This is a genomic window from Acidovorax sp. FW305-C-20-28, from assembly GCF_058783375.1.
This window is the reverse complement of record NZ_JBYSYM010000007.1, coordinates 50883-71037: the sequence shown is the minus strand read 5'-3', so window position 1 is coordinate 71037 and position 20155 is coordinate 50883. Positions and strand designations below refer to the sequence as shown.

Annotated in this window: 17 protein-coding genes; 5 read left to right on the top strand and 12 right to left on the bottom strand. The window is 69.4% G+C overall.

Annotation, left to right across the window (positions count from 1 at the left end; all coding sequences use genetic code 11):
• The first annotated feature begins 86 nt into the window (after nt 1-86).
• Nucleotides 87-2195, top strand: coding sequence for a catalase (locus tag AC3WOH_RS10455; protein ID WP_492229291.1), 2109 nt, complete (start codon nt 87-89; stop codon nt 2193-2195).
• A 12-nt stretch (nt 2196-2207) separates the two neighbouring features.
• Nucleotides 2208-3455, top strand: coding sequence for an OpgC domain-containing protein (gene opgC, locus AC3WOH_RS10450; protein WP_492229290.1), 1248 nt, complete (start codon nt 2208-2210; stop codon nt 3453-3455).
• Between the two features lie 13 nt (nt 3456-3468).
• Here opgC and AC3WOH_RS10445 read toward each other — a convergent pair whose 3' ends face one another.
• From AC3WOH_RS10445 to argH, 4 genes are all read right to left on the bottom strand, one after another.
• On the bottom strand, nt 3469-4338 hold the full coding sequence (locus tag AC3WOH_RS10445) for an SGNH/GDSL hydrolase family protein (protein WP_492229289.1): 870 nt from the start codon (nt 4336-4338) through the stop codon (nt 3469-3471).
• 147 nt (nt 4339-4485) lie between these two features.
• Entirely contained in the window at nt 4486-5949 is a 1464-nt protein-coding gene (locus AC3WOH_RS10440) for a diguanylate cyclase domain-containing protein (protein WP_492229288.1), read from the bottom strand.
• Nucleotides 5950-5992: 43 nt separating this feature from the next.
• Nucleotides 5993-6979 (bottom strand): Bug family tripartite tricarboxylate transporter substrate binding protein, encoded by a 987-nt coding sequence (locus tag AC3WOH_RS10435; RefSeq protein WP_492229287.1) that lies wholly within the window; start codon nt 6977-6979, stop codon nt 5993-5995.
• Nucleotides 6980-7100: 121 nt separating this feature from the next.
• Nucleotides 7101-8570, bottom strand: a complete 1470-nt coding sequence (gene argH / locus AC3WOH_RS10430; protein WP_492229286.1) for an argininosuccinate lyase — start codon at nt 8568-8570, stop codon at nt 7101-7103.
• A 51-nt stretch (nt 8571-8621) separates the two neighbouring features.
• On the opposite strand from argH, the gene AC3WOH_RS10425 reads away from it, so the two are divergent.
• Nucleotides 8622-9803, top strand: coding sequence for a sensor histidine kinase (locus tag AC3WOH_RS10425; RefSeq protein ID WP_492229285.1), 1182 nt, complete (start codon nt 8622-8624; stop codon nt 9801-9803).
• Nucleotides 9800-10549 carry a LytR/AlgR family response regulator transcription factor gene (locus AC3WOH_RS10420; RefSeq protein ID WP_184857983.1) on the top strand — a complete coding sequence of 250 codons (750 nt, stop codon included), beginning with the start codon at nt 9800-9802 and terminating at the stop codon, nt 10547-10549. The genes AC3WOH_RS10425 and AC3WOH_RS10420 overlap by 4 nt, the downstream gene beginning before the upstream one ends.
• 2 nt (nt 10550-10551) lie before the next feature.
• On the opposite strand, the gene arsC is transcribed toward AC3WOH_RS10420, so the two are convergent.
• From arsC to polA, 8 genes are all read right to left on the bottom strand, one after another.
• Nucleotides 10552-10905: an arsenate reductase (glutaredoxin) gene (gene arsC / locus AC3WOH_RS10415; RefSeq protein WP_492229284.1), complete on the bottom strand. Its 354-nt coding sequence runs from the start codon at nt 10903-10905 to the stop codon at nt 10552-10554.
• 174 nt (nt 10906-11079) lie between these two features.
• The gene (locus AC3WOH_RS10410; protein ID WP_492229283.1) at nt 11080-11907 is read right to left on the bottom strand and encodes a ZIP family metal transporter; all 828 of its coding nucleotides are present in this window, start codon (nt 11905-11907) and stop codon (nt 11080-11082) included.
• 126 nt (nt 11908-12033) lie between these two features.
• The gene (locus tag AC3WOH_RS10405) at nt 12034-12930 is read right to left on the bottom strand and encodes a dienelactone hydrolase family protein (RefSeq protein WP_492229282.1); all 897 of its coding nucleotides are present in this window, start codon (nt 12928-12930) and stop codon (nt 12034-12036) included.
• A gap of 110 nt (nt 12931-13040) precedes the next feature.
• Complete coding sequence (locus AC3WOH_RS10400; protein WP_492229281.1) at nt 13041-13985, bottom strand: amino acid ABC transporter substrate-binding protein; 945 nt, start codon at nt 13983-13985, stop codon at nt 13041-13043.
• A gap of 82 nt (nt 13986-14067) precedes the next feature.
• Entirely contained in the window at nt 14068-14835 is a 768-nt protein-coding gene (locus AC3WOH_RS10395) for an aspartate/glutamate racemase family protein (protein WP_492229280.1), read from the bottom strand.
• Between the two features lie 21 nt (nt 14836-14856).
• Entirely contained in the window at nt 14857-15747 is an 891-nt protein-coding gene (locus tag AC3WOH_RS10390) for an amino acid ABC transporter substrate-binding protein (protein ID WP_492229279.1), read from the bottom strand.
• A 138-nt stretch (nt 15748-15885) separates the two neighbouring features.
• Nucleotides 15886-16815, bottom strand: coding sequence for a LysR substrate-binding domain-containing protein (locus AC3WOH_RS10385; RefSeq protein ID WP_492229278.1), 930 nt, complete (start codon nt 16813-16815; stop codon nt 15886-15888).
• Nucleotides 16816-16856: 41 nt separating this feature from the next.
• Entirely contained in the window at nt 16857-19673 is a 2817-nt protein-coding gene (gene polA, locus AC3WOH_RS10380; protein WP_492229277.1) for a DNA polymerase I, read from the bottom strand.
• A 66-nt stretch (nt 19674-19739) separates the two neighbouring features.
• Here polA and AC3WOH_RS10375 point away from each other — a divergent pair, with 66 nt between their 5' ends.
• Entirely contained in the window at nt 19740-20099 is a 360-nt protein-coding gene (locus AC3WOH_RS10375) for a hypothetical protein (RefSeq protein WP_184857967.1), read from the top strand.
• The last annotated feature ends 56 nt before the right edge of the window (nt 20100-20155 follow it).

Below are 20155 nucleotides of genomic sequence, written 5' to 3'. Positions count from 1 at the left end.
ACGGCTCATGGTCCTACCCGCCTGCCGGCAAGGCCGCAGAAAGATGCCAGGAGCCCCCACCCCACACACCCATCTCTGGAGCATCCATGGCCAAGTCCCCTGCCAGCCGCACCTCTGCGGCCAAGCCAGTTCCGTCCCAAGCTGCCACCGAACAGCGCGGAAACGGTGACGAATTGCAACAACAGGCGGGAGGCACGCACCCGGTGATGACCACGCAATTGGGCATCCCGATCGCCGACAACCAGAACTCGCTGCGCAGCACGCCACGCGGCCCCACCCTGCTCGAAGACTTCATCCTGCGCGAGAAGATCACCCACTTCGACCACGAGCGCATTCCCGAGCGCATCGTGCATGCGCGCGGCACGGCGGCGCACGGCTATTTCGAGCTGACCGAGTCGCTGGCCAAGTACACCACGGCCCGCGTGCTCACCGAGGTGGGCGTGAAGACGCCCGTGTTCACCCGCTTTTCCACCGTGGCCGGCGGCGCCGGCTCGGTGGACACGCCGCGCGACGTGCGCGGTTTTGCCGTCAAGCTCTACACGCAGGAGGGCAACTGGGATCTCGTGGGCAACAACATCCCGGTGTTCTTCATCCAGGACGCCATGAAGTTCCCCGACCTCGTGCACGCCGTGAAGATGGAGCCCGACCGCGGCTACCCCCAGGCCGGCAGTGCGCACGACACCTTCTGGGACTTCGTCTCGCTGATGCCCGAGACCCTGCACATGGTGATGTGGGCCATGAGCGACCGCGCCATTCCGCGCAGTCTGCGCATGATCGAAGGTTTCGGCGTGCACTCCTTCCGGCTCATCAACGCCAAGGGCCAGAGCACCTTCGTGAAGTTCCACTGGCGGCCCCGGCTGGGCATCCAGTCCACCGTGTGGGACGAGGCCGTGAAGCTGCAGGCCGCGGACAACGACTTCCACCGGCGCGACCTGTTCGAGGCCATCGAGGCCGGCAACTACCCCGAGTGGGACTTTGCCGTGCAGCTGTTCACCGAGGAAGAGGCGGCGAAGTTCCCCTTCGACCACCTGGACCCGACCAAGCTCATCCCCGAGGAGCTGGTGCCGCTCAAGACCATCGGCCGCATGGTGCTCGACCGCTGGCCCGACAACTTCTTTGCCGAGACCGAGCAGGTGGCCTACTGCCCGGCCAACGTGCCGCCGGGCATCGATTTCTCGAACGACCCGCTGCTGCAGGGCCGGCTGTTCTCGTACCTGGACACGCAGCTGTCGCGCCTGGGCGGGCCCAATTTCGCGCAGATCCCGGTCAACGCGCCCCAATGTCCCTTTCACAACATGCAGCGCGATGGCCATATGCAGATGAACGTGCCCAAGGGCCGCGTGAACTACGAGCCCAGCAGCCTGCAGGGGGATACGCCCCGTGCGTCGCAAGCGCAAGGATTCCGCCACTTTGCCGAGCCTGCCGATGAGGGTGCCAAGGGCCGCATCCGGGCCGAAAGCTTTGCCGACCATTACAGCCAGGCACGCATGTTCTTTCGCAGCCAGAGCGAGCTGGAGCAGGCGCACATCGCCTCGGCCATCGTGTTCGAGCTGTCCAAGGTGGCCACGGAGCATGTGCGCGAAGCCGTGGTCGGCCACCTGCAGCATGTGGACCCGGCCCTCGCCCAGCGCGTGGCCGACGGCCTGGGCATGGAGGCCATGCCGCCCAAGCCCCCCGCCGCCGTGAAACCGCAGGATCTGCCGCTGTCGCCCGCGCTGCGCATCATCGACCGCATGAAGCCCACGCTGCAGGGCCGCTCGGTGGGGCTGTTGGTGGACGATGGATCCAGCGCGAAATCGGTGGCCGCCCTGCGCAAGGCGGTCGAGAAGGCCGGCGCCACGGTGAAGATCGTCGCACCCAAGGTGGGTGGCGCGGTGCTCGACGATGGCAGCCGCCTGCCGGCCGATGGGCAACTGGCCGGCACGCCGTCCACGGTGTTCGATGCCGTGGCCTCCATCCTGTCGCCCGCCATGGGGGAAAAGCTGGCACGCGAGGCCGCGGCGGTGGACTGGTTCCGCGATGCCTTCGGCCATCTCAAGGCCATTGCCGCCTGCCAGGGCACACGGGCCATTCTGCAGGCGGGCGGCGTGGAGCCCGACGCCGGGGTGGTGGACCCCAAGGACACCCAGGCCTTCATCGCCGCCGCCCAGACACGCCAGTGGGAGCGTGAACCCCAGGTGCGCACCCTCGCCTGAGGCACCACGGCCATGCCCCCCGCCCCCGCCAGCGCCCGCAGTTGGGAAATCGACGCAGCCCGGGGGCTGATGCTGCTGTTGATGACGGTCACGCACCTGCCCACGCGGCTGACCTCGCCGCTGGGCCAGCCCTTCGGCTACGTCTCGGCGGCCGAGGGCTTCGTGCTGCTCTCGGCCTACATGGCGGGCATGGTGTACGGCCGCGTGGCCTGGCGCAGGAGCGTGGCCGAGATGCACCACGCCTTCTGGCGTCGTGCCCTCAAGATCTACGCCTGCCATGCGGCGCTGCTGATCTTCCTGTTCACGGTGATCGCCTTCATCGGCATCCGCATCGAGCAGCCGGCCGTGGTGGACCTGCTGAACTTCTACGTCAAGCAGCCCTTCACGGCCCTGGTGGGCGGCCTGCTGCTGCTCTACGAGCCGCCGCTCCTCGATATCCTGCCGCTGTACGTGCTGTTCATGCTGGCCAGCCCCTGGGTGATGGTCATCGCCTTCGTCTGGGGCTGGCGGCCGGTGATGGCCGTGAGCGGCCTGGTGTGGCTGCTCGCGCAGTTCGGGCTGTCCCGGGAGGTCTACGACGCGGTCCACGCCATCGTGCCATTGCCCGTGCCGTTCAACGAGACCGGGGCCTTCGTGATGTGGAGCTGGCAGTTCCTGTGGATGCTGGGGCTGTGGATGGGTGCGACGCGCAACGACCCGAATGCGCCGGCGTTCGCCTTCCCGCGCTGGTCCGTGCTGCTGGCCATTGCGCTGGCCCTCTTCCTGATGGGCTGGCGCCACCTGGTCGGGCAGGTCCCGTTCCATCCCGATGGGCCGTACGCCGCCTTCAACCCCTGGTTCGACAAATGGGCCCTGGGGCCCCTGCGCATGCTCAACCTGTTCGCGCTGGTGGTGCTCGCCATCCACTACGGCCCGCGGATGGCCGCCCGCATGCCGCGCCAGCGCTGGCTGGAGACACTGGGCTCGGCCTCGCTGCCCGTGTTCTGCGCCCACCTGGTGCTGGTGCTGGTGGTGCTCGCCGGACTGGGCGCGAAGTACGACCGGCCCTGGGTGCAGGACATCGCCTTGCTCGCCGCCGCTTTCGGGGTGCTCTATGCGGTAGCCCGCGCGACCCTGTGGCTCGAACGCCACCAAAAGGAAGACACCACGCCGCCCGCCGTGCTGGCGCCAGGCCAGAGGCGTCCCCCGATGTACCCGCCGGCGCCCGCCCGCACCACTGCAGCGCAGGATCCACCCCCGGCAAAAGCGATTCCGGGATAAGGCGGCGGGCTCTTCAGCGGCCAGTGCTGACCTGGACGGCCGCGGTGGCCGGAAGGGCCACCGGCGCTGCCGCCGCCGTGTCGTCCGCGGCGTTCTTGCCCGCCTTGTCCGGGCCGGCCTGCAACGTGGCCGGGCCGCGCCCCACATAGCCAGCGATCACCGAGCGCCACAGCCGGTAGCCGGCATCGCTCAGGTGCAGCCGGTCCGGCCCGAACAGTTCGGCGCGCGGGGCACCGTCCATGCCCAGCATGGGCGTGAAGATGTCGATGTAGTCGCTGTTGGGCAAGGTGCGCACATACTCCGCCAGCAGGGCATTGGCCTCGCGCGCCCGGGGCATCAGCTCGGCCCGCAGCGGGCTGGGCTTGATGGAGATGTAGGCGATGCGCGTGCCGGGCAGCTCGGCCCGCACGGCGGCGACAAAGCCCTCGAAGCTTTCGAGCACCTGCTGCGGCGAGCGGCCCTCGGCCAGGTCGTTGTCGCCCGCGTAGACGAAGACCTGGCGCGGCCGGTACTGCAGCACCAGTTGCTTCACGAAATACTGGCAGTCGGCCATGGTGGAGCCGCCGAAGCCGCGGTTGATGAGCACCGGCACGTCGCGAAAGTCCTGCGGCAGCTGCGTCCAGAAGCGGATGGTGGAGCTGCCCACGAAGAGCACACCGTCTTCGGCCGGGGCCTGGGCCTTGTCGGCGGCGGCAAACGCATCCATGCTGGCCTGCCAGCGCGCGTAGTGGGAGGATGAGGAGGACGACTGCGCCGTCTTGGACCCGGGCGCAGGGCCCGGCCCCCCCACGGGCGCAGGGTGCACCGCGGCCGTGCTGGACACCAGCACCCCCGACAGCGCAAGGCGCCGGGCGAGCCGGGAAAGGCGGGGGAATCGCTTCATGGCAGGGGCTCCAGGAAGTGGTACATCGTTGTCAGATGGGACCATTTTCGGCAATTTCACCGCGGCCGCCCGATGTGTTACACCTTCGGCGGCTGTGCCACGCCGGGCCAGCCCCACGCACTGCCCAGGCCATCCGGGCAGATGGTTTCAACGTGAATTGGGGCCGTTCATCGGCTGGGTCGCGTAGGTGTGCAGTTCGGCCGGCGCCGCCAGCATTGCCTGGCCCTTGCCCGCGCGCTTGCTCGCATACAGCGCCTGGTCGGCCCGGTCGATCAGGGCCGGCAGGGCCTCGGCCGCATCGCCCTGGAACACCGCCACGCCGATGCTGACACCGACGCGCACATGCTCGCCATTGTCCAGGCCGATGGGCGCCACCATGTCCTGGATGACGCGCTGCGCCACCTCCATCGCCGCCTGCGGCGAGGTCACCGCATTCAGCACCAGCGCGAACTCGTCGCCCCCCAGCCGTGCCGCGGTGTCGTTGGCGCGGGCCAGGCCCGCCAGGCGCTGGCCCACGCGCACCAGCACCTGGTCGCCACTGCCATGGCCCATGCTGTCGTTGACGGCCTTGAAGCCATCGAGGTCCACCAGCAGCAGCGCGCCCGCGCGGCGGTCGCGGTGGGCCGCCAGCACGGCCTGGGACAGGCGGTCCTCGAACAGGCGGCGGTTGGGCAGGCCGGTGAGCCGGTCGTGGCTGGCCAGGGCCAGCACCTGCTGGTGCGCCCGCACCAGCCAGGCACTGAGCAACCCCAGCAGCAGCGCAAACACATAGGACAGCATGACCACCAGCGCCGGCGCACTGCCCGCGGCCTTCCAGCCGCCCACGGGCACGGCGCCCAAAATCCAGCTGCCCCCCCCGGGCAGGGGCACGTCGAGCGTGACCGGCTTCTCATCGAACAGGCCGGCCCGGCCCACGAACACGGCCCCCTGGGCGCCCAGGGCATCGAGGCCGCGCGCAGCCACCTGGAAGCCCGCCTGCTCGGTGTTGAGCCCCACGTCGGCGAACAAGGTGTCGGCGTTCACCGCCAGCGAGACGATGCCCCAGTAGCGCGGCTCGGCCACCACGGCCGCGCCCGGCACGCCCACCAGGAACACCGGCGTGCGGCTCACGATGCCCAGCCCGCCCTGCACCAGCTGGATGGGGCCGGCCACCACGGTGCGCCGGGTCTGGATGGCACGCTCCACCGCCCCACGCTGCTGCGGGTTGTCCAGGTAGCGCAGGCCCAGGGCCTTCTCGTTGCCCAGGCGCGGGTAGATGTCGGTGATCACGTTGTCCGGCGCCAGCGCCAGGTTGCGGATGTTGCGCTGGCTCTCCAGCAGCCGCCCCACTACCGAGGCGAAGATCTCGGGCGGCATATGGCCCTGCGCGGCCACGAAGGCCGCCACGGTTTCGGGCACCGACAGCGTGCTCTGCAACTGGCGGTCCAGCCGGTCGCGGATTTCGAGCAGATGGGACTGCGCGCGGGCCACGATCTCGGTGCGCGCCTTGGTGTGCGAGATGTCGATCACCAGCCAGGCCAGCAGCATGGCCAGCGCAGCACTGCACAGCCCCGCCAGCAAGGGCAGGTAGCGCGACTGCTGCCAGTGCGTTGGCAAGCGGGTGGTGGGCATGGCGAGGAGCCGCCGCCGGCCGGGGCCGGCGGCAGGGGAAGGGTTACTGGGCGACGAAACCGGTGTCCTTGATGATCTTGGTCCAGGCCGCGGTGTAGGCCTTCTCGCGCGCGGCGAACTGCGCGGGCGGCATGTGGCCCACGGTCAGGCCCATGGCCGTGAGGTGCTCGCGCACCTCGGGCATGGCGATGACCTTGGCCACGGCGTTGGAAAAGTCGGTGACGAACTTCTGCGGCGTGCCCGCAGGCGCGTAGATGCCGTAGTAGGGCAGGTCCTCGAAGCCCTTGAGGCCCAGTTCGTCGAAGGTGGGCACATCGGGCATGGCGGCCTGGCGGTTCTTGCCCAGCACGGCCACCACGCGCACCTTGCCGGCCTTGTGGTTCTCGATGAAGTCGGGGATGGAGGCCACGCCGGCGCCGATCTGGTTGCCCAGCATGTCGGCCATCATGGGCGCGCTGCCGCGGTAGGGGGCCGACACCAGGTCGATGCCGAACTTGCCGCCGACCAGCTTCACGAGGAATTCGGGCGTGGACGCCGGCGCCGGGATGCCCACGGCGCCCTTGCCGCCACCGGCCGACTTGACCCAGCTGACGTATTCGTTGAACGACTTGGCGGGCGTGCCGCCCGAGACCGCGAAGGCGTTCACGAAGGTGGCCAGGCCGACCACGGGAACAAAGTCGCGCGCGGGCTCGTAGCCCGGGTTCTTCACGACCTGGGGCAGGATGGAGATGGTGTGGTCGTGGGTGAGAAACAACACCGTGCCATCGGCCGGGCCGGCCTTGAGCGTCTGGGCCGCGATCTGGCCCCCGGCGCCGGGCTTGTTCTCCACCACCACCGAGGTGCCGAGCTCGTCCTTGAGCTTGTCGGCCAGGGTGCGCGCGATGGCATCGGTGCCGCCACCGGCGGGAAATCCCACCAACAGCCGGATCGGCTTGGGCTGGGCCGACGCCAGGCCCACGGCCGCAAGGCCCAGCAGCAGCGCACCGGTGCGCAGGGTGTTCACGAAAAGGCGGCGGCGGGGCGAGGTCATGCGAGGGCTCCAACAGGTAATCAGATGCAACAGGCGAGGATCGTAGCCGCACGCCGCTGCGCTGTCATGCGCCGCCGGTGGGCGGCACCCTCGCCATGCAAGAAGCACGCCCAGCCGGGGCTCAGCCCAGCCGCGCCTGGTGGCGTGCCAGCTGGGCACGCACCTGGGCCGGCGCCGTGCCGCCCAGGGTGTTGCGCGCGTTGAGCGAGCCGCGCAGGCTCAGCGCATCGAACACATCCTTCTCGATCTGCGGGTGGAAGCCCTGCAGCACGGCCAGGGGCAGCTCCGACAGGTCCACCTGGTGCGAGACGGCGGCCTTGACTGCGTGGGCCACGGTTTCGTGCGCATCGCGGAAGGGCAGGCCCTTCTTGACCAGGTAGTCGGCCAGGTCGGTGGCGGTGGCATAGCCCTTGAGCGCGGCCTGCTCCATGGCCGGCGCGTTGACGGTGATGCCGCCCTCCTTCTGGCCAGTGGCGGGGTTCAGCTGACCGCCGACCATCTCGGCGAAGATGCGCAGCGTGTCCTTGAGCGTGTCCACGGTGTCGAACAGCGGCTCCTTGTCTTCCTGGTTGTCCTTGTTGTAGGCCAGGGGCTGGCCCTTCATCAGCGTGATCAGGCCCATCAGGTGGCCGACCACGCGGCCGGTCTTGCCGCGTGCGAGCTCGGGCACGTCGGGGTTCTTCTTCTGCGGCATGATGGAGCTGCCGGTGGTGAAGCGGTCGGCGATGCGGATGAAGCCGAAGTTCTGGCTCATCCAGATGATGAGCTCTTCGCTCAGGCGGCTCACGTGCACCATGCACAGGCTGGCGGCAGCGGTGAACTCGATGGCGAAGTCGCGGTCACTCACGGCGTCCAGGCTGTTCTGGCACACGCCGTCCATGCCCAGGGTGCGGGCCACGCGCTCACGGTCCAGCGGGTAGGTGGTGCCGGCCAGCGCGGCCGAGCCCAGGGGCAGCACGTTGACGCGGCGGCGCACGTCGGCCATGCGCTCGGCGTCGCGCGAAAACATCTCCACATAGGCCAGCATGTGGTGGCCAAAGCTCACCGGCTGGGCCACCTGCAGGTGGGTGAAGCCCGGCAGGATGACTTCCACGTTCTGCTCGGCCACGTCCACCAGGGAGCGCTGCAGCTCCTTGAGCAGGTCTGCGATGAGGTCGATCTCGCTGCGCAGCCACAGGCGCACGTCGGTGGCGACCTGGTCGTTGCGGCTGCGGCCGGTGTGCAGGCGCTTGCCGGCGTCACCCACGAGCTGGGTCAGGCGCGCCTCGATGTTCAGGTGCACGTCTTCGAGGTCGAGCTTCCACTCGAAGCCGCCGGACTCGATCTCCGACGTGATCTGCGCCATGCCGCGCTGGATGTCGGCATGGTCGCTGGCGCCGATGATGCCCTGCGCGGCCAGCATCTCGGCATGCGCCAGGCTGCCCGCGATGTCGGCCTGCCACAGGCGCTTGTCGAAGAACACGCTGGAGGTGTAGCGCTTGACCAGGTCGCTCATGGGCTCGGAAAAGAGCGCCGACCAGGCCTGGGCCTTGGTGTCGAGCTGGTTGTGGGAAGGCGCGGACGGGGCGCTATTGGCTTGGCTGTTGGACATGGGAGGGCAATAATCCGGTAGTTCTGACACCCGGAACATCCGGATGCCGCAATGCAAAACACGCAAATTTTATCGACCCAGCCCCCCGAGGCCGAATCGGCCCCGTCCAGAGGCCCTTCGCGCAGTGGCCCGCCGGCGGCCGGCAGGGCCCTGGTGTTCGACGCCTGCCAGGTCGGCGTGGTGCTGCGGGCGGTGCTGTTCGTCGAGGTCGTGGTGGGTGTGGGCACCCTGTTCGGCGCCCGCAATCCCGCCGAGTGGCTGGCCAGCATGGCCCTGGTCACGGGCGGCGCCCTGCCGGCCACGCTGGCCTGGCTGATCACGGCCTGCAGCCTCAAGACCGTGCTGCAAGGCCTGGGCACGGGCCAGCAGTACGCGGCCGGCGTGACCCTGGGCGCCCTGGCGGGCCTGTATGCCTGCGCCATGCTGACCCTGGCCGGCGTGGCCGAGCGCTCGCCCTGGGTGGCCAGCGCGGCCAGCGGCGCCCTGCTCGCGGCCCTGCTGGTCGCGGCCCTGGTGCTGCGCGCGCGCGGGCGCACGCCGGCGGCCACCACGGCCCGCCTGACCGAGCTGCAGTCGCGCATCCGCCCGCACTTTTTGTTCAACACGCTCAACAGCGCGATCGCGCTGGTGCGCAAGGAGCCGGCCAAGGCCGAGTCACTGCTCGAAGACCTGAGCGACCTGTTCCGCGTGGCCCTGGTCGAGCAGGGCGAGGTGACCACCCTGGGCGAGGAGATCACCCTCGCGCGCCGCTACCTGGGCATCGAGGAGGTGCGCTTCGGCAAGCGCCTGCAGGTGCAGTGGAGCCTGGACCCGCGCACCGACAGCGCCCGCCTGCCGCCCCTGCTGCTGCAGCCGCTGGTGGAGAACGCCGTCAAGCATGGCGTGGAGCCCAGCCCGCGCGGCGGCAAGCTCAAGGTGATGACCGAGCTGCGCGGCAACCGCGTGGTGGTGCGCATCACCAACACCCTGCCGGCCAGCGACATCCGCTACCACGACGTGCCGCGCGGCCATGGCATTGCCCTGGCCAATGTGCGCGCGCGCCTGGCCCTGCTGCACGATGTGCAGGGCGAATTCACGGCCGGCGTGCTCGACGGCCTCTACCAGGTGCGCATCACCCTGCCCGTGCAGGACCGGCCGGCCCGCGTGCCCAGCCGCCCCCGCCGCCCTGGCCGCCCCGCCGCGCCGGCCGCGTCGCCCTCTCCTTCTGCCCCCACCCGCAATGCCGCGCCATGAACATCCTGATCGTTGACGACGAAGCCCTGGCCCGCAGCCGCCTGCGCACCCTGCTGGGCGACTGCGCCGAGACCCTGCACACCACCGTGTCGGAGGCCGGCAATGCCGGCGAAGCCATGGCCCTGCTCGGCCCCACCGGGGGCAGCGCCTTCGACCTGGTGCTGCTCGACATCCACATGCCCGGCCAGGACGGCCTGGGCCTGGCACACGCCCTGCAGGCCCTGGCACGCCCGCCGGCCGTGGTCTTCGTGACGGCCCATGCCGACCATGCGGTGAATGCCTTCGAGCTCGATGCGGTGGACTACCTCACCAAGCCCGTGCGGCGCGAGCGCCTGCAGCAGGCCCTGGCCAAGGTGCAGCGCTCCGCCCGCCCCACGCACACCCCGGCCGCCCCTTCGGCCGCCGATGGCGAGGCCCTGGTGATCCAGGACCGCGGCCGCACCGAACGCCTGCCCTTGGCCGAAGTGCTGTATTTCAAGGCCGAGCAGAAGTACGTGACGGTGCGCACCGCCACGCGCAGCTACATCATGGACGGGGCCCTGAGCGAGCTGGAGGCGCGCTACCCCACGCGCTTCCTGCGCATCCACCGCAATGCGCTGGTGGCGCGGCGCGCCGTGCGCGCGCTCGAAAAGCACTACGACCCGGAAGAAGGCGACGGCTGGGCCGTGCGCCTGCAGGGCATGACGGAGCTGCTCACCGTCTCGCGTCGCCAGGTGGCGGCCGTGCGCGAAGAGCTGGCGCGCTGAGCCTACCGAGGCAGGATTTCCAGCACCGCCTCGGCCGGCCGGCACAGCCGCGCGCCCAGCGGCGTGACCACGATGGGCCGGTTCATGAGGATGGGGTGGGCCACCATGGCGTCGATGAGCTGCTCGTCGCTCACCCCCGGTTCGCCCAGCTTCAGTTCGGCAAACACCGGCTCCTTGGCGCGTACCACATCGATGACAGGCACACCCATGGAAGCGATGAGCGCCTGCAGCGCGGCGCGGTCCAGCGGGGTCTTGAGGTATTCGACGATCTCAGGCTGCACGCCGCGCTCCTGCAGCAGGGCCAGGGTGTTGCGCGAGGTGCCGCAGCGGGGGTTGTGGTAGATCGTAGTAGTCATCGATTCTTGTCTTTCAGCTCTTCGCGAGCCACCGTTGGCAGCCGTTGAATTGCCATGGCTTAGGCCAGTGCTCCCGCGCAAGGGCCGCCCCGCCGCGCTGGGAGCGTCCCCCTCCCGACTCGCGCAGCGAGGAGAGAGAGGGGGAAGGCGCGAAGCGACTCAGGGGGTGCCACTCTAATGCGCATGGGCCGCGCCGCTGACTAAGGTGACGATCACCATGCCCGCGATCAGCCAGGCGACCTGGGCCACCGTTTCGCGCGCGGACAGGCGCTTTTGCAGTTGGGGAATCAGGTCGGCCAGGGCCACGTAGACAAAACTGCTCGATGCCACCGCCAGGAAGTAGGGCAGCAGGTCCTGCAGCTGCCCCACCAGGAAGTAGCCCACGATGCCGCCCAGGGCCGTGACGGCGCCCGCCAGCGACACCTTGACCAGGGCCATGCGCCGGTTCGGGCTGGTCTGGCGCAGCACCACCAGGTCGCCCATGTGGTGCGGCACCTCGTGCGCGAGCACCGAGACGGCCGCGATCATGCCCAGCCGGATGTCGGCCATGAAGGCCGAGGCAATCAGGATGCCGTCACCAAAGCAGTGCACGCTGTCGCCCGTGAGCACGGCCCAGCCGCCGGCACGCGGGGCACCATGGTGATGGTGGTGGCCATGCCCGTGGTCGTGGCCATGTTCATGGTCGTGCCCGGTGGCCGGCGCCGCATGGCTGTGCTCATGGCCGTGGTGCCAGAGCTCGGCCTTGTCCAGAAGAAAGAAGAACACCACGCCGATCAGCAGCGTGGCAAACAGGTCGTGCGCGCCCGCCTGGCTCTCGAAGGCCTCGGGCAGCAGGTGCATGAAGGCCGTGGCCAGCAGCGCGCCGGCCGCCAGGCTCAGCAGGTGCTGGGGCCCCACGCTGTCGCTGCGGCCGCCGAGGCCCAGGCGCATCAGCAGCGCGGCCAGCCACACGCTGCCGATGCCGGCGGCCAGGGTGGCGAGGATGATTGCTATCAGAGTCATAGCTGTATGTGACCGTCCATTGAGCGATAGATAGATGTTCTTATGTCAATCGGGGGGCACCACGGGCTCAAAAAAAGCCGCCCCCTGGATGCAGGGGCGGCTGATTGTAGGAGAGCGGCCGGTCGGTCAGACGACGCCGTTCGCCTTGAACCAGGCCAGCGCACGCTTCCAGCCGTCTTCGGCCGCTTCCTTGCGATAGCTGGGGCGGTAGTCGGCGTGGAAGGCGTGGGGCGCGTCGGGGTACACCACGAATTCCGAAGCCTTGCCGGCGGCGGTGCCACCGGCCAGGGCTGTTTTCATCTTATCAACCGTGTCAAGGGGGATGCCGGTGTCTTTTTCACCGTACAGGCCGAGCACCGGCGCCTTGAGGATGGGCGCGATGTCCACGGGGTGCTTGGGCGTGAGGTCGCTCTGCTGGCCCACCAGGCGGCCATACCAGGCCACACCGGCCTTGACCGGGCCGTGCGCCGCATACAGCCAGGTGATGCGGCCACCCCAGCAAAAGCCGGTGATGCCAATGCGCGCGGCGTCGCCGCCATTGGCGGTGGCCCAGGCCACGGCACCGTCGAGGTCGGCCATGACCTGTGCATCGGGCACCTTGGAGACGATTTCGGCCGTGATCTTGGCGGCCTCGGTGTACTTGGAAGGGTCGCCCTGGCGCGCGTAGAGCTGCGGGGCGATGGCCAGGTAGCCGGCCTTGGCGAAGCGGCGGCAGGTGTCGGCGATGTATTCGTGCACGCCGAAGATCTCCTGGATCACCAGCACCACGGGCAGGCCGGTCTTGCCGGCCGGCGCGGCGCGGTAGGCGGGCACCTTGAAGTCGCCCACAGGGAAGCTGATCTCGCCCGCCGTCAGGCCGTCGGCCGGGGTGGCAATGGCCGTCTGCGCCATCAGCGGCGTGGCCGCGGCGGCATAGCCCAGGCCCAGGGCGGTCTGCAGGGCCAGGCGGCGCGAGGGGCCGGCGTCGGTGGTGCGGCCGGGTACCAGGGCCTCGGCATCCTGTCGGTGGTCGTCGCTCAGCATCGGTGATCTCCAAAAATGAATGGGGCAAGGCGAGCGCGCAGTCTAGGCGGTTTGCGCGGCGGCTGCCATCGCCCGCCCAAACCCATGGGGCAGCGAACGGCTTTTCGGCACTACGGGGGAACGTAGTCGCTCGGGTACTTGAGCGAATCCACGAGCAGGTGCGGCATGCGCATGCCCAGGTGGATGCCGCGCGGCGGGATGGGCGCGGTGAACCACTTGTCGTAGAGGCGGTGCAGCTCCCGCGTCGCGATGAGCCGGCGCAGTTCCGCGTCCACCAGGGCCTTGAGCGCGGGGTTGCCCTTTTCGAAGGCGATCGCATAGGGCTCGATGGTCATGGGCTTGCCGATCACCTTGAGGTCCTCGGGGCGGCTGTGGCTGGCGCGCAGGCCGAACAGCAGCACGTCGTCCATGGCAAAGGCGTCCACCTTGCCCTCGACCACCCAGGCAAAGCCCTGGCCATGGTCGCGCGCCGGCTCGATGCGAAGGCGCACCGACTTGGCCAGCGCCTCCCGGGCCAGCGAGTCGATGTTGGTGGTGCCGGCCGTGGAGGCCACCACCTTGCCGTCCAGGTCCTCGATGCGCTCGTACGGCCTGGCGCTGAGCACCACCATGCGCGAGGAGGCGATGAAGTGCGGGATGGTGAAGTCCACGCGCTGGCGGCGCTGCGCCGTGCTGGTGGTGGAGCCGCATTCCAGGTCCACCTCGCCTTTCTCGATGGCATCGAAGCGGGTGGCGGAAGTGACCTGGCGGTACTCCACCCGGGTCTCGCGCAGGCGCAGGTGCCGGCCCAGGGCCTGGGCGATCTGCAGGCAGACATCGACGCTGTAGCCCATGGGCCGGCCATCGGCCACATAGGACAGGGGCAGGGACGACTCCCGGTGGCCGATGACCACGGCCCCGCGCGCCTGGATGCGCTGCAAGGTGCCCGCGGCAGGCGCTTCGGTGGCCGCCGGCTGGGCCAGGGCGGGGCCGGCGGCCAGCAGCCCGCACCCGGCGAGCAGTGCGGCAAGAACGCAGGTACCGGGGCGCCACCCACGGGCAGACACGCAAGCCATGGTCGAACTCCTTGGATGAAAAGCGCTGCAGGCGCATGGCCCGCAGCCGATCACGCGGCCACGGGACGCGCGTCAACAACCATCACGCGGCCGCGGGAACCGCGTCCAGATAGGCCTGCCGCGCCAGCGCAGCGGCCAGCACCGCAGACGGATTGACCAGCGCCATGCCGGGCAGACGGCCGCCCTCGGACAGCGCCAGCGGGATCTCCGTGCAGCCCATGACCAGGGTGTCCGTGCCATGGCGCTGCTGCAGCGCCAGCGCCACCGACTCGAAGCGCTGGCGCGCCAGCACATAGTTGCCGGCTTTCACGCCGTCGTAGATGCCCTGCATGAGGCGCTCGCGTTCGTCCTCGGTGGGCAGGTGGCAGGCGATGCCCGCGCGCTCGAGTTCGCCCTGGTACAGGCCGGCATCGTAGGCGCCGCGCGTGGCCAGCAGGCCCACGCTGCCCACCTGCCGTGCGGCCAGGCGGGCCACCACCTCCTGCACGCCGTGCAGCACGACCAGTTGCGGAAAGCGCTGCTGCAGCAGGCCGTGCCAGGCATGGGCCGTGTTGCAGGCAATGGCCACGGCACGGGCGCCCAGCGCGGCAAGCCGGCCGGTGGCCTGCAGCAGCGGCTCGGCGGGCTGGTGCGCGCCCGCCCGGGTGTCGTCCAGCGCGGCCGTGCGGTCCGGAATGGGCACCTGGGCCAGCCAGTGCTCGGGGTAGGCCTGGTCGTGCACGGGAATGCCCAGCTGCACCATGCGCTCGCTGCAGGCCTCGACGAACAGGCGCGCGAAGTCCGCGCCCGCCGCGGGCCCCATGCCGCCCAGGATGCCCACGGTCTGCGTGGCGGGGCGAAGCTGTGCCATCAACATGCTCGGGGGCTCCTCTCAGACGGCCGGCTTGTCGCTCTGGGCCGTGAGGTTGTCGCGCAGCTCCTTGCCCATGGGCAGCCTGAGGTTCTGGCCGCGCGGCGCAATGGGCGACATGAACCACTTGGTGTAGAGCTTCTCGAACTTGCCGGACTTCATCATGCCGCCGATGACGCCATTGACCAGCGCCTGGAACTGCGGGTCGTCCTTGCGCAGCATGCAGGCATAGGGCTCGACCTGCAGGGCTTCGCCCACCACTTCCCACTCGGCCGGGTTGCGCGCATTGGCCATGAGCCCGTAGAGCAGGATGTCGTCCATGGCGAAGGCCTCGGCCCGGCCGGTCTCGACCAGCAGCATCGAGTCCTCATGGTCCTTGCCCATGAGCATCTCCATCTCCAGCTTGTTGTCGCGGTCGTACTTGCGCACCACCTGGGCGTTGGTGGTGCCCGAGGTGGTGGACAGCTTGCGCTTGGCCATGTCGCCAAAGCCCTTGATGCCCGAGCTCTTCTTGGCCAGCAGGCGCGTGCCGGTATAGAAGTAGTTGGTGGCGAACTGCACGTCCTTGCCGCGCACCGTGTTGTTGGTGGTGGAGCCGCATTCCAGGTCCACCGTGCCGTTCTGCACCAGGGGAATGCGGTTGAGCGAGGTCACGGGCTGCAGCTCGACCTTGATGGCCGGGTTGTTCAGGCGCTTCTTGACGGCGTCGGCCACGGCGCTCGCGATGTCCACCGCAAAGCCCACGGGCTGGCCGGGGCCGGCCAGGTAGCTGAAGGGCACGGACGATTCGCGGTAGGCCAGGGTGATCTTGCCGGTGTCGGCGATCTTCTTGAGCGTATCGGCCTGGGCGGCGCAGCAGGCGAGCAGGCAGGCGGCCAGCAGGGTGGCACGGGCGGCGGCGGAGGTTGGCATGGGGTTCCCTTTGCGACGGAGAAAAGAAATGGAATGGAAAGGCGTGGGTGCACTGTAGAAATTCAGCGCCGCCTTGAACAATTCATTTCTCCGGGTGGGCCATGCCGGAAAGTTATGGGAGCCGCCAGCCCCCTCCGCTCAGGGCCGGGGAGCCGGCAGTGCCTTGCTGGCCATGGTCTCGGCCACGGCCTGGCGCATGCAGGTGGCCATGGCACTGGCCAGCAGCGAGGCCGGGCGGTTGACGGTGCGCAGCGACTGGATGGGGACCGGGATGTGGGGCGCCAGGGCCAGCACGTCCACCTGGCTGCGGTCGGCCGAGGCGGCCGTGCAGGCATCCACCAGCGCCACGCCATGGCCGTGCTGCGCCAGGGCCAGCGCGGCGTGGTAGGTCTGCACCGTGATGGCCGTGCGCAGGCCCACGCCGGCCTCGCGGCAGGCATGGCCCATCACGGTGCCGATGGGGTCGCGCACATCCAGGCGCACCACGGGCGTGTCCGCCAGGTCGGCGAGGTGCACGCAGCCGGCCTGCACCAGTGGCGGCGCCAGCAGGCCCTTGGGCGCCACGCAGACCATGTAGCCGTCGGCAATCAGCTCTTGGCTCAGCGAAGGGTGGGCGATGGAGCTGAACACGAAGCCCACGTCCGCCTCCTGCAGCACCAGGGCCGAGATGATCTGCGGCGAGTGCAGCGCGTCGATGGTCACGTCCACATCGGGGTGCAGCGCGCGGAAGCTGCGCAGCGCGCGCGGCAGCACCTCGTAGCTCAGCGCCAGCACGGTCAGGATGTGCAGCGAGCCTTCGCGCCGGTCGCCCTTGAGGCTGGCCGCCAGGCGCTGCACATCGTCGAGCTGGGCGAACAGGCGCTCGATGTGCGGGTACAGGGTCTGCGCCTCGGTGGTCGGCACCAGCCGGCCCTTGAGCCTGTGGAACAGCGCAAAGCCGAGCTGCAGCTCCGCATGCGCCAGGATGCGGCTCACGGCCGGCTGGGTGACGTTGATGAGCCGCGCGGCAGCGCTCACGCTGCCGGTGAGCATCACGGCGTTGAAGACTTCGATATGGCGCAGGCGCATGCTGATCTACCGTGCAAGGAACGCGCCAGCGCCACCGTCCCTCAATGTGCCTTGTCCCAGTTGGGGCCGACGCCGACCTCGGCCAGCAGCGGAACCTTGAGCGAGGCGACTTCAGCCATCAGGCGCGGGATGTGGCTGCGCACCCACTCCACCTCGCCCTCGGGCAGCTCGAACACCAGTTCGTCGTGCACCTGCATGATCATCTTGACGGCCGGCTTGTGCGCGTCGAGCTCCTTTTGCACCGCCACCATGGCCATCTTGATCAGGTCGGCCGCCGTGCCCTGCATGGGGGCGTTGATGGCCGCGCGCTCGGCGCCGCTGCGGCGCGGGCCGTTGGGCGAGTTGATCTCGGGCAGGTACAGGCGCCGGCCGAACACGGTCTCCACATAGCCCATGGACTTGGCGGCGGCCTTGGTCTCGTCCATGTACTGCTTGACGCCGGGGTAGCGCTGGAAGTACTTGTCGATGTAGGCGGCCGCGGCCTTGGTCTCGATGCCCAGGTTCTTGGCCAGGCCGAAGCTGCTCATGCCGTAGATCAGCCCGAAGTTGATGACCTTGGCATAGCGGCGCTGCTCGCTCGTGACCTGGTCCACCGCCACGCCGAAGACCTCGGCCGCGGTGGCGCGGTGCACGTCCAGGCCCGCATGGAAGGCGTGTAGCAGCGACTGGTCGCCGCTGATGTGGGCCATGATGCGCAGCTCGATCTGCGAGTAGTCGGCACTCGCGATCACACTGCCCGCAGGCGCCACGAAGGCCTCGCGCACGCGCCGGCCCTCGGGCGTGCGGATGGGGATGTTCTGCAGGTTGGGGTCGTTGCTCGACAGCCGGCCCGTGACGGCCACGGCCTGCGCGTAGTGGGTGTGCACCCGGCCGGTGCGCGGCAGCGCCAGCAGCGCCAGCTTGTCGGTGTAGGTGCCCTTGAGCTTGACCAGGCTGCGGTGCTCCAGCAGCTTGGCGGGCAGCGGGTAGTCCTCGGCCAGTTTTTCGAGCACCTCTTCGTCGGTGCTGCGCGCGCCGGTGGCGGTCTTCTTGACCACGGGCATGCCGAGCTTGTCGAAGAAGATTTCGCCCAATTGCTTGGGGCTGCTCAGGTTGAAGGGCTGGCCGGCGATCTCGTAGGCCTCGGTTTCGAGCTGCAGGATGCGCTGGCCCAGCTCGTGGCTCTGGTTGGCCAGCGTGGGCGCATCGATCAGCACGCCATTGCGCTCGATGCGGTACAGGGCCTCGCTGCTGGCCATCTCCAGTTCGTAGATGGCGCGCAGCTTGTCGTTGGCTTCGAGCAGCGGCCACAGGGCCTTGTGCACGTCCAGGGTCTGGTCGGAGTCCTCGCACGAGTATTCGGCGGCCTTGGCCACATCGACCTGGGCAAACGGGATCTGGTGCGCGCCCTTGCCGCACAGGTCTTCGTAGCTGATGCCGCTGCGCCCCAGGTGGCGGTCGGCCAGGCTGGCCAGGCCGTGCGGCTTGTGCACTTCGAGCACATAGCTTTGCAGCATGGTGTCGTGCACATAGCCCTGTACCTCGATGCCGTGGTTGGCGAACACATGGCGGTCGTACTTGATGTGCTGGCCCAGCTTGGCATGGCGCGGGTCTTCGAGCCAGGGCTTGAGGCGCGCCAGCACTTCGTCGATGGGCAGTTGCGCCGGGGCCTCGGGCCCTTCGTGGCGCAGTGGCACATAGGCCGCCGCACCGGGCTCCACGCTGAAACTGATGCCCACGATCTCGGCGCGCATCTCGTCGAGCGAGGTGGTCTCGGTGTCCAGCGCCGTGAGCGGCGCCACGTGCAGGGTGGCCAGCCAGCGGTCGAATGCGTCCCAGGTCAGGATGGTGTCGTAGCGCCCCTTGCGCGCAGGCGCTTCGGCAGCGTCGCCCTCTTGCGCCGCCGCGGGCTCGGCGAACAGGTCGGCGGTGTCGGTGTCGCCGGTCTTCTTGCGAGCGGCCGGGGCGGCTTCTGCAGCGGCAGCCGGCTCGGCTGCGCCGCCCAGCGCGCGCGCCAGGCCCTTGAAGCCGTACTTTTCGTAGAAGACGCGCAGGCCGTCGACCTGCTGCTCGCCCATGGCCATGGCGTCTAGCGCGGGCAGGCCCACGATGTGCTCGACCAGGTCGCAGTCGGTCTTGATGGTGACCAGCTGGCGTCCCGTGGGCAGCCAGTCCAGCGTGTTGCGCAGGTTTTCGCCGGCCACGCCCTTGATCTCGCCGGCGCGTGCGACCAGTTCGGCCAGCGAGCCGTATTCCATGAGCCACTTGGCGGCCGTCTTGGGGCCCACCTTGGGCACGCCGGGCACGTTGTCCACGGCATCACCCACCAGGGTCTGGTAGTCCACCATCAGGTGCGGGGGCACGCCAAACTCGGCCGTCACGCCGGCCACATCGCGGCGCTTGCCGTTCATGGTGTCGATGATGGTGATGTGCTCGTCCACCAGCTGCGACAGGTCCTTGTCGCCGCTGCTCACGATGACCTCGACGCCCTGCTTGGCGGCCGTCACGGCCAGGGTGCCGATCACGTCGTCGGCCTCCACGCCGGGAATCGCCAGCACCGTCCAGCCCAGCATGCGCACCACCTCGTGGATGGGGTCGATCTGGGTGCGCAGGTCGTCGGGCATGGGCGCGCGCTGGGCCTTGTACTCGGGGTAGATCGCGTCGCGGAAGGTCGGGCCGCTGGCGTCGAAGATGCAGGCCGCATAGTCGGCGTGCACTTCCTTGCGCAGGGCCTGCATCATGTTGATCATGCCGCGGATGGCGCCCGTGGCCGCGCTCGTGGGGTCGCCCGGCACGGCCCGCAGGTCGGGCATGGCGTGGAAGGCGCGGTACAGGTAGCTGGAGCCGTCTACCAGCACCAGGGTCTTTTTATTGCTCATGGGGAGCCATTGTGCACGGCCAGGGCACCCGCAGCACCCTGGCGCGGCGCGCTCTACAATCGGCCCATGCGCGCTGTTCACCTCTCCCTGCTGCTGGCCCTGGCCGGCGGCCCCGTCCTGGCCCAGACCCCGGGCCAGAATGCCCCCGCGGGCACCCCCCGGCCCGCCGAGGCGCTGACCACGCCCGAGCCCCTGTCCGGGCGCACCAACCAGCGCACCGAACGCATCCAGATCGAGGACGCGGGCAGCCGTGTCGACGAACTGCGCGTGGGCGGCCAGACGCAGAGCATCAACGTGCAGCCCAAGGCGGGCAACATGCCCAGCTACGAAGTGCAGTCGCCCGACGGCGCGCGCGGCCGCACCGGTGCCCTCAACGGCGCCGAGACCAACACCGCCCCCCGGGTCTGGAACGTCCTGAAGTTCTGAGCCCCGCTCCGTGTCCGCGCGCGCCTGCGCGCCGCACGTCCTGTTCCGCCTCTTCT

What these genes read in the sequence shown, in the direction of transcription:
- AC3WOH_RS10400 (WP_492229281.1), bottom strand. Translation starts at nt 13,985, where the DNA reads ATGGCTTGCGTGTCTGCCCGTGGGTGGCGCCCCGGTACCTGCGTTCTT.
- AC3WOH_RS10420 (WP_184857983.1), top strand. Translation starts at nt 9,800, where the DNA reads ATGAACATCCTGATCGTTGACGACGAAGCCCTGGCCCGCAGCCGCCTG.
- AC3WOH_RS10390 (WP_492229279.1), bottom strand. Translation starts at nt 15,747, where the DNA reads ATGCCAACCTCCGCCGCCGCCCGTGCCACCCTGCTGGCCGCCTGCCTG.
- opgC (WP_492229290.1), top strand. Translation starts at nt 2,208, where the DNA reads ATGCCCCCCGCCCCCGCCAGCGCCCGCAGTTGGGAAATCGACGCAGCC.
- AC3WOH_RS10410 (WP_492229283.1), bottom strand. Translation starts at nt 11,907, where the DNA reads ATGACTCTGATAGCAATCATCCTCGCCACCCTGGCCGCCGGCATCGGC.
- AC3WOH_RS10425 (WP_492229285.1), top strand. Translation starts at nt 8,622, where the DNA reads ATGCAAAACACGCAAATTTTATCGACCCAGCCCCCCGAGGCCGAATCG.
- AC3WOH_RS10455 (WP_492229291.1), top strand. Translation starts at nt 87, where the DNA reads ATGGCCAAGTCCCCTGCCAGCCGCACCTCTGCGGCCAAGCCAGTTCCG.
- AC3WOH_RS10405 (WP_492229282.1), bottom strand. Translation starts at nt 12,930, where the DNA reads ATGCTGAGCGACGACCACCGACAGGATGCCGAGGCCCTGGTACCCGGC.
- AC3WOH_RS10395 (WP_492229280.1), bottom strand. Translation starts at nt 14,835, where the DNA reads ATGGCACAGCTTCGCCCCGCCACGCAGACCGTGGGCATCCTGGGCGGC.
- argH (WP_492229286.1), bottom strand. Translation starts at nt 8,570, where the DNA reads ATGTCCAACAGCCAAGCCAATAGCGCCCCGTCCGCGCCTTCCCACAAC.
- AC3WOH_RS10440 (WP_492229288.1), bottom strand. Translation starts at nt 5,949, where the DNA reads ATGCCCACCACCCGCTTGCCAACGCACTGGCAGCAGTCGCGCTACCTG.
- arsC (WP_492229284.1), bottom strand. Translation starts at nt 10,905, where the DNA reads ATGACTACTACGATCTACCACAACCCCCGCTGCGGCACCTCGCGCAAC.
- AC3WOH_RS10445 (WP_492229289.1), bottom strand. Translation starts at nt 4,338, where the DNA reads ATGAAGCGATTCCCCCGCCTTTCCCGGCTCGCCCGGCGCCTTGCGCTG.
- AC3WOH_RS10385 (WP_492229278.1), bottom strand. Translation starts at nt 16,815, where the DNA reads ATGCGCCTGCGCCATATCGAAGTCTTCAACGCCGTGATGCTCACCGGC.
- AC3WOH_RS10435 (WP_492229287.1), bottom strand. Translation starts at nt 6,979, where the DNA reads ATGACCTCGCCCCGCCGCCGCCTTTTCGTGAACACCCTGCGCACCGGT.
- AC3WOH_RS10375 (WP_184857967.1), top strand. Translation starts at nt 19,740, where the DNA reads ATGCGCGCTGTTCACCTCTCCCTGCTGCTGGCCCTGGCCGGCGGCCCC.
- polA (WP_492229277.1), bottom strand. Translation starts at nt 19,673, where the DNA reads ATGAGCAATAAAAAGACCCTGGTGCTGGTAGACGGCTCCAGCTACCTG.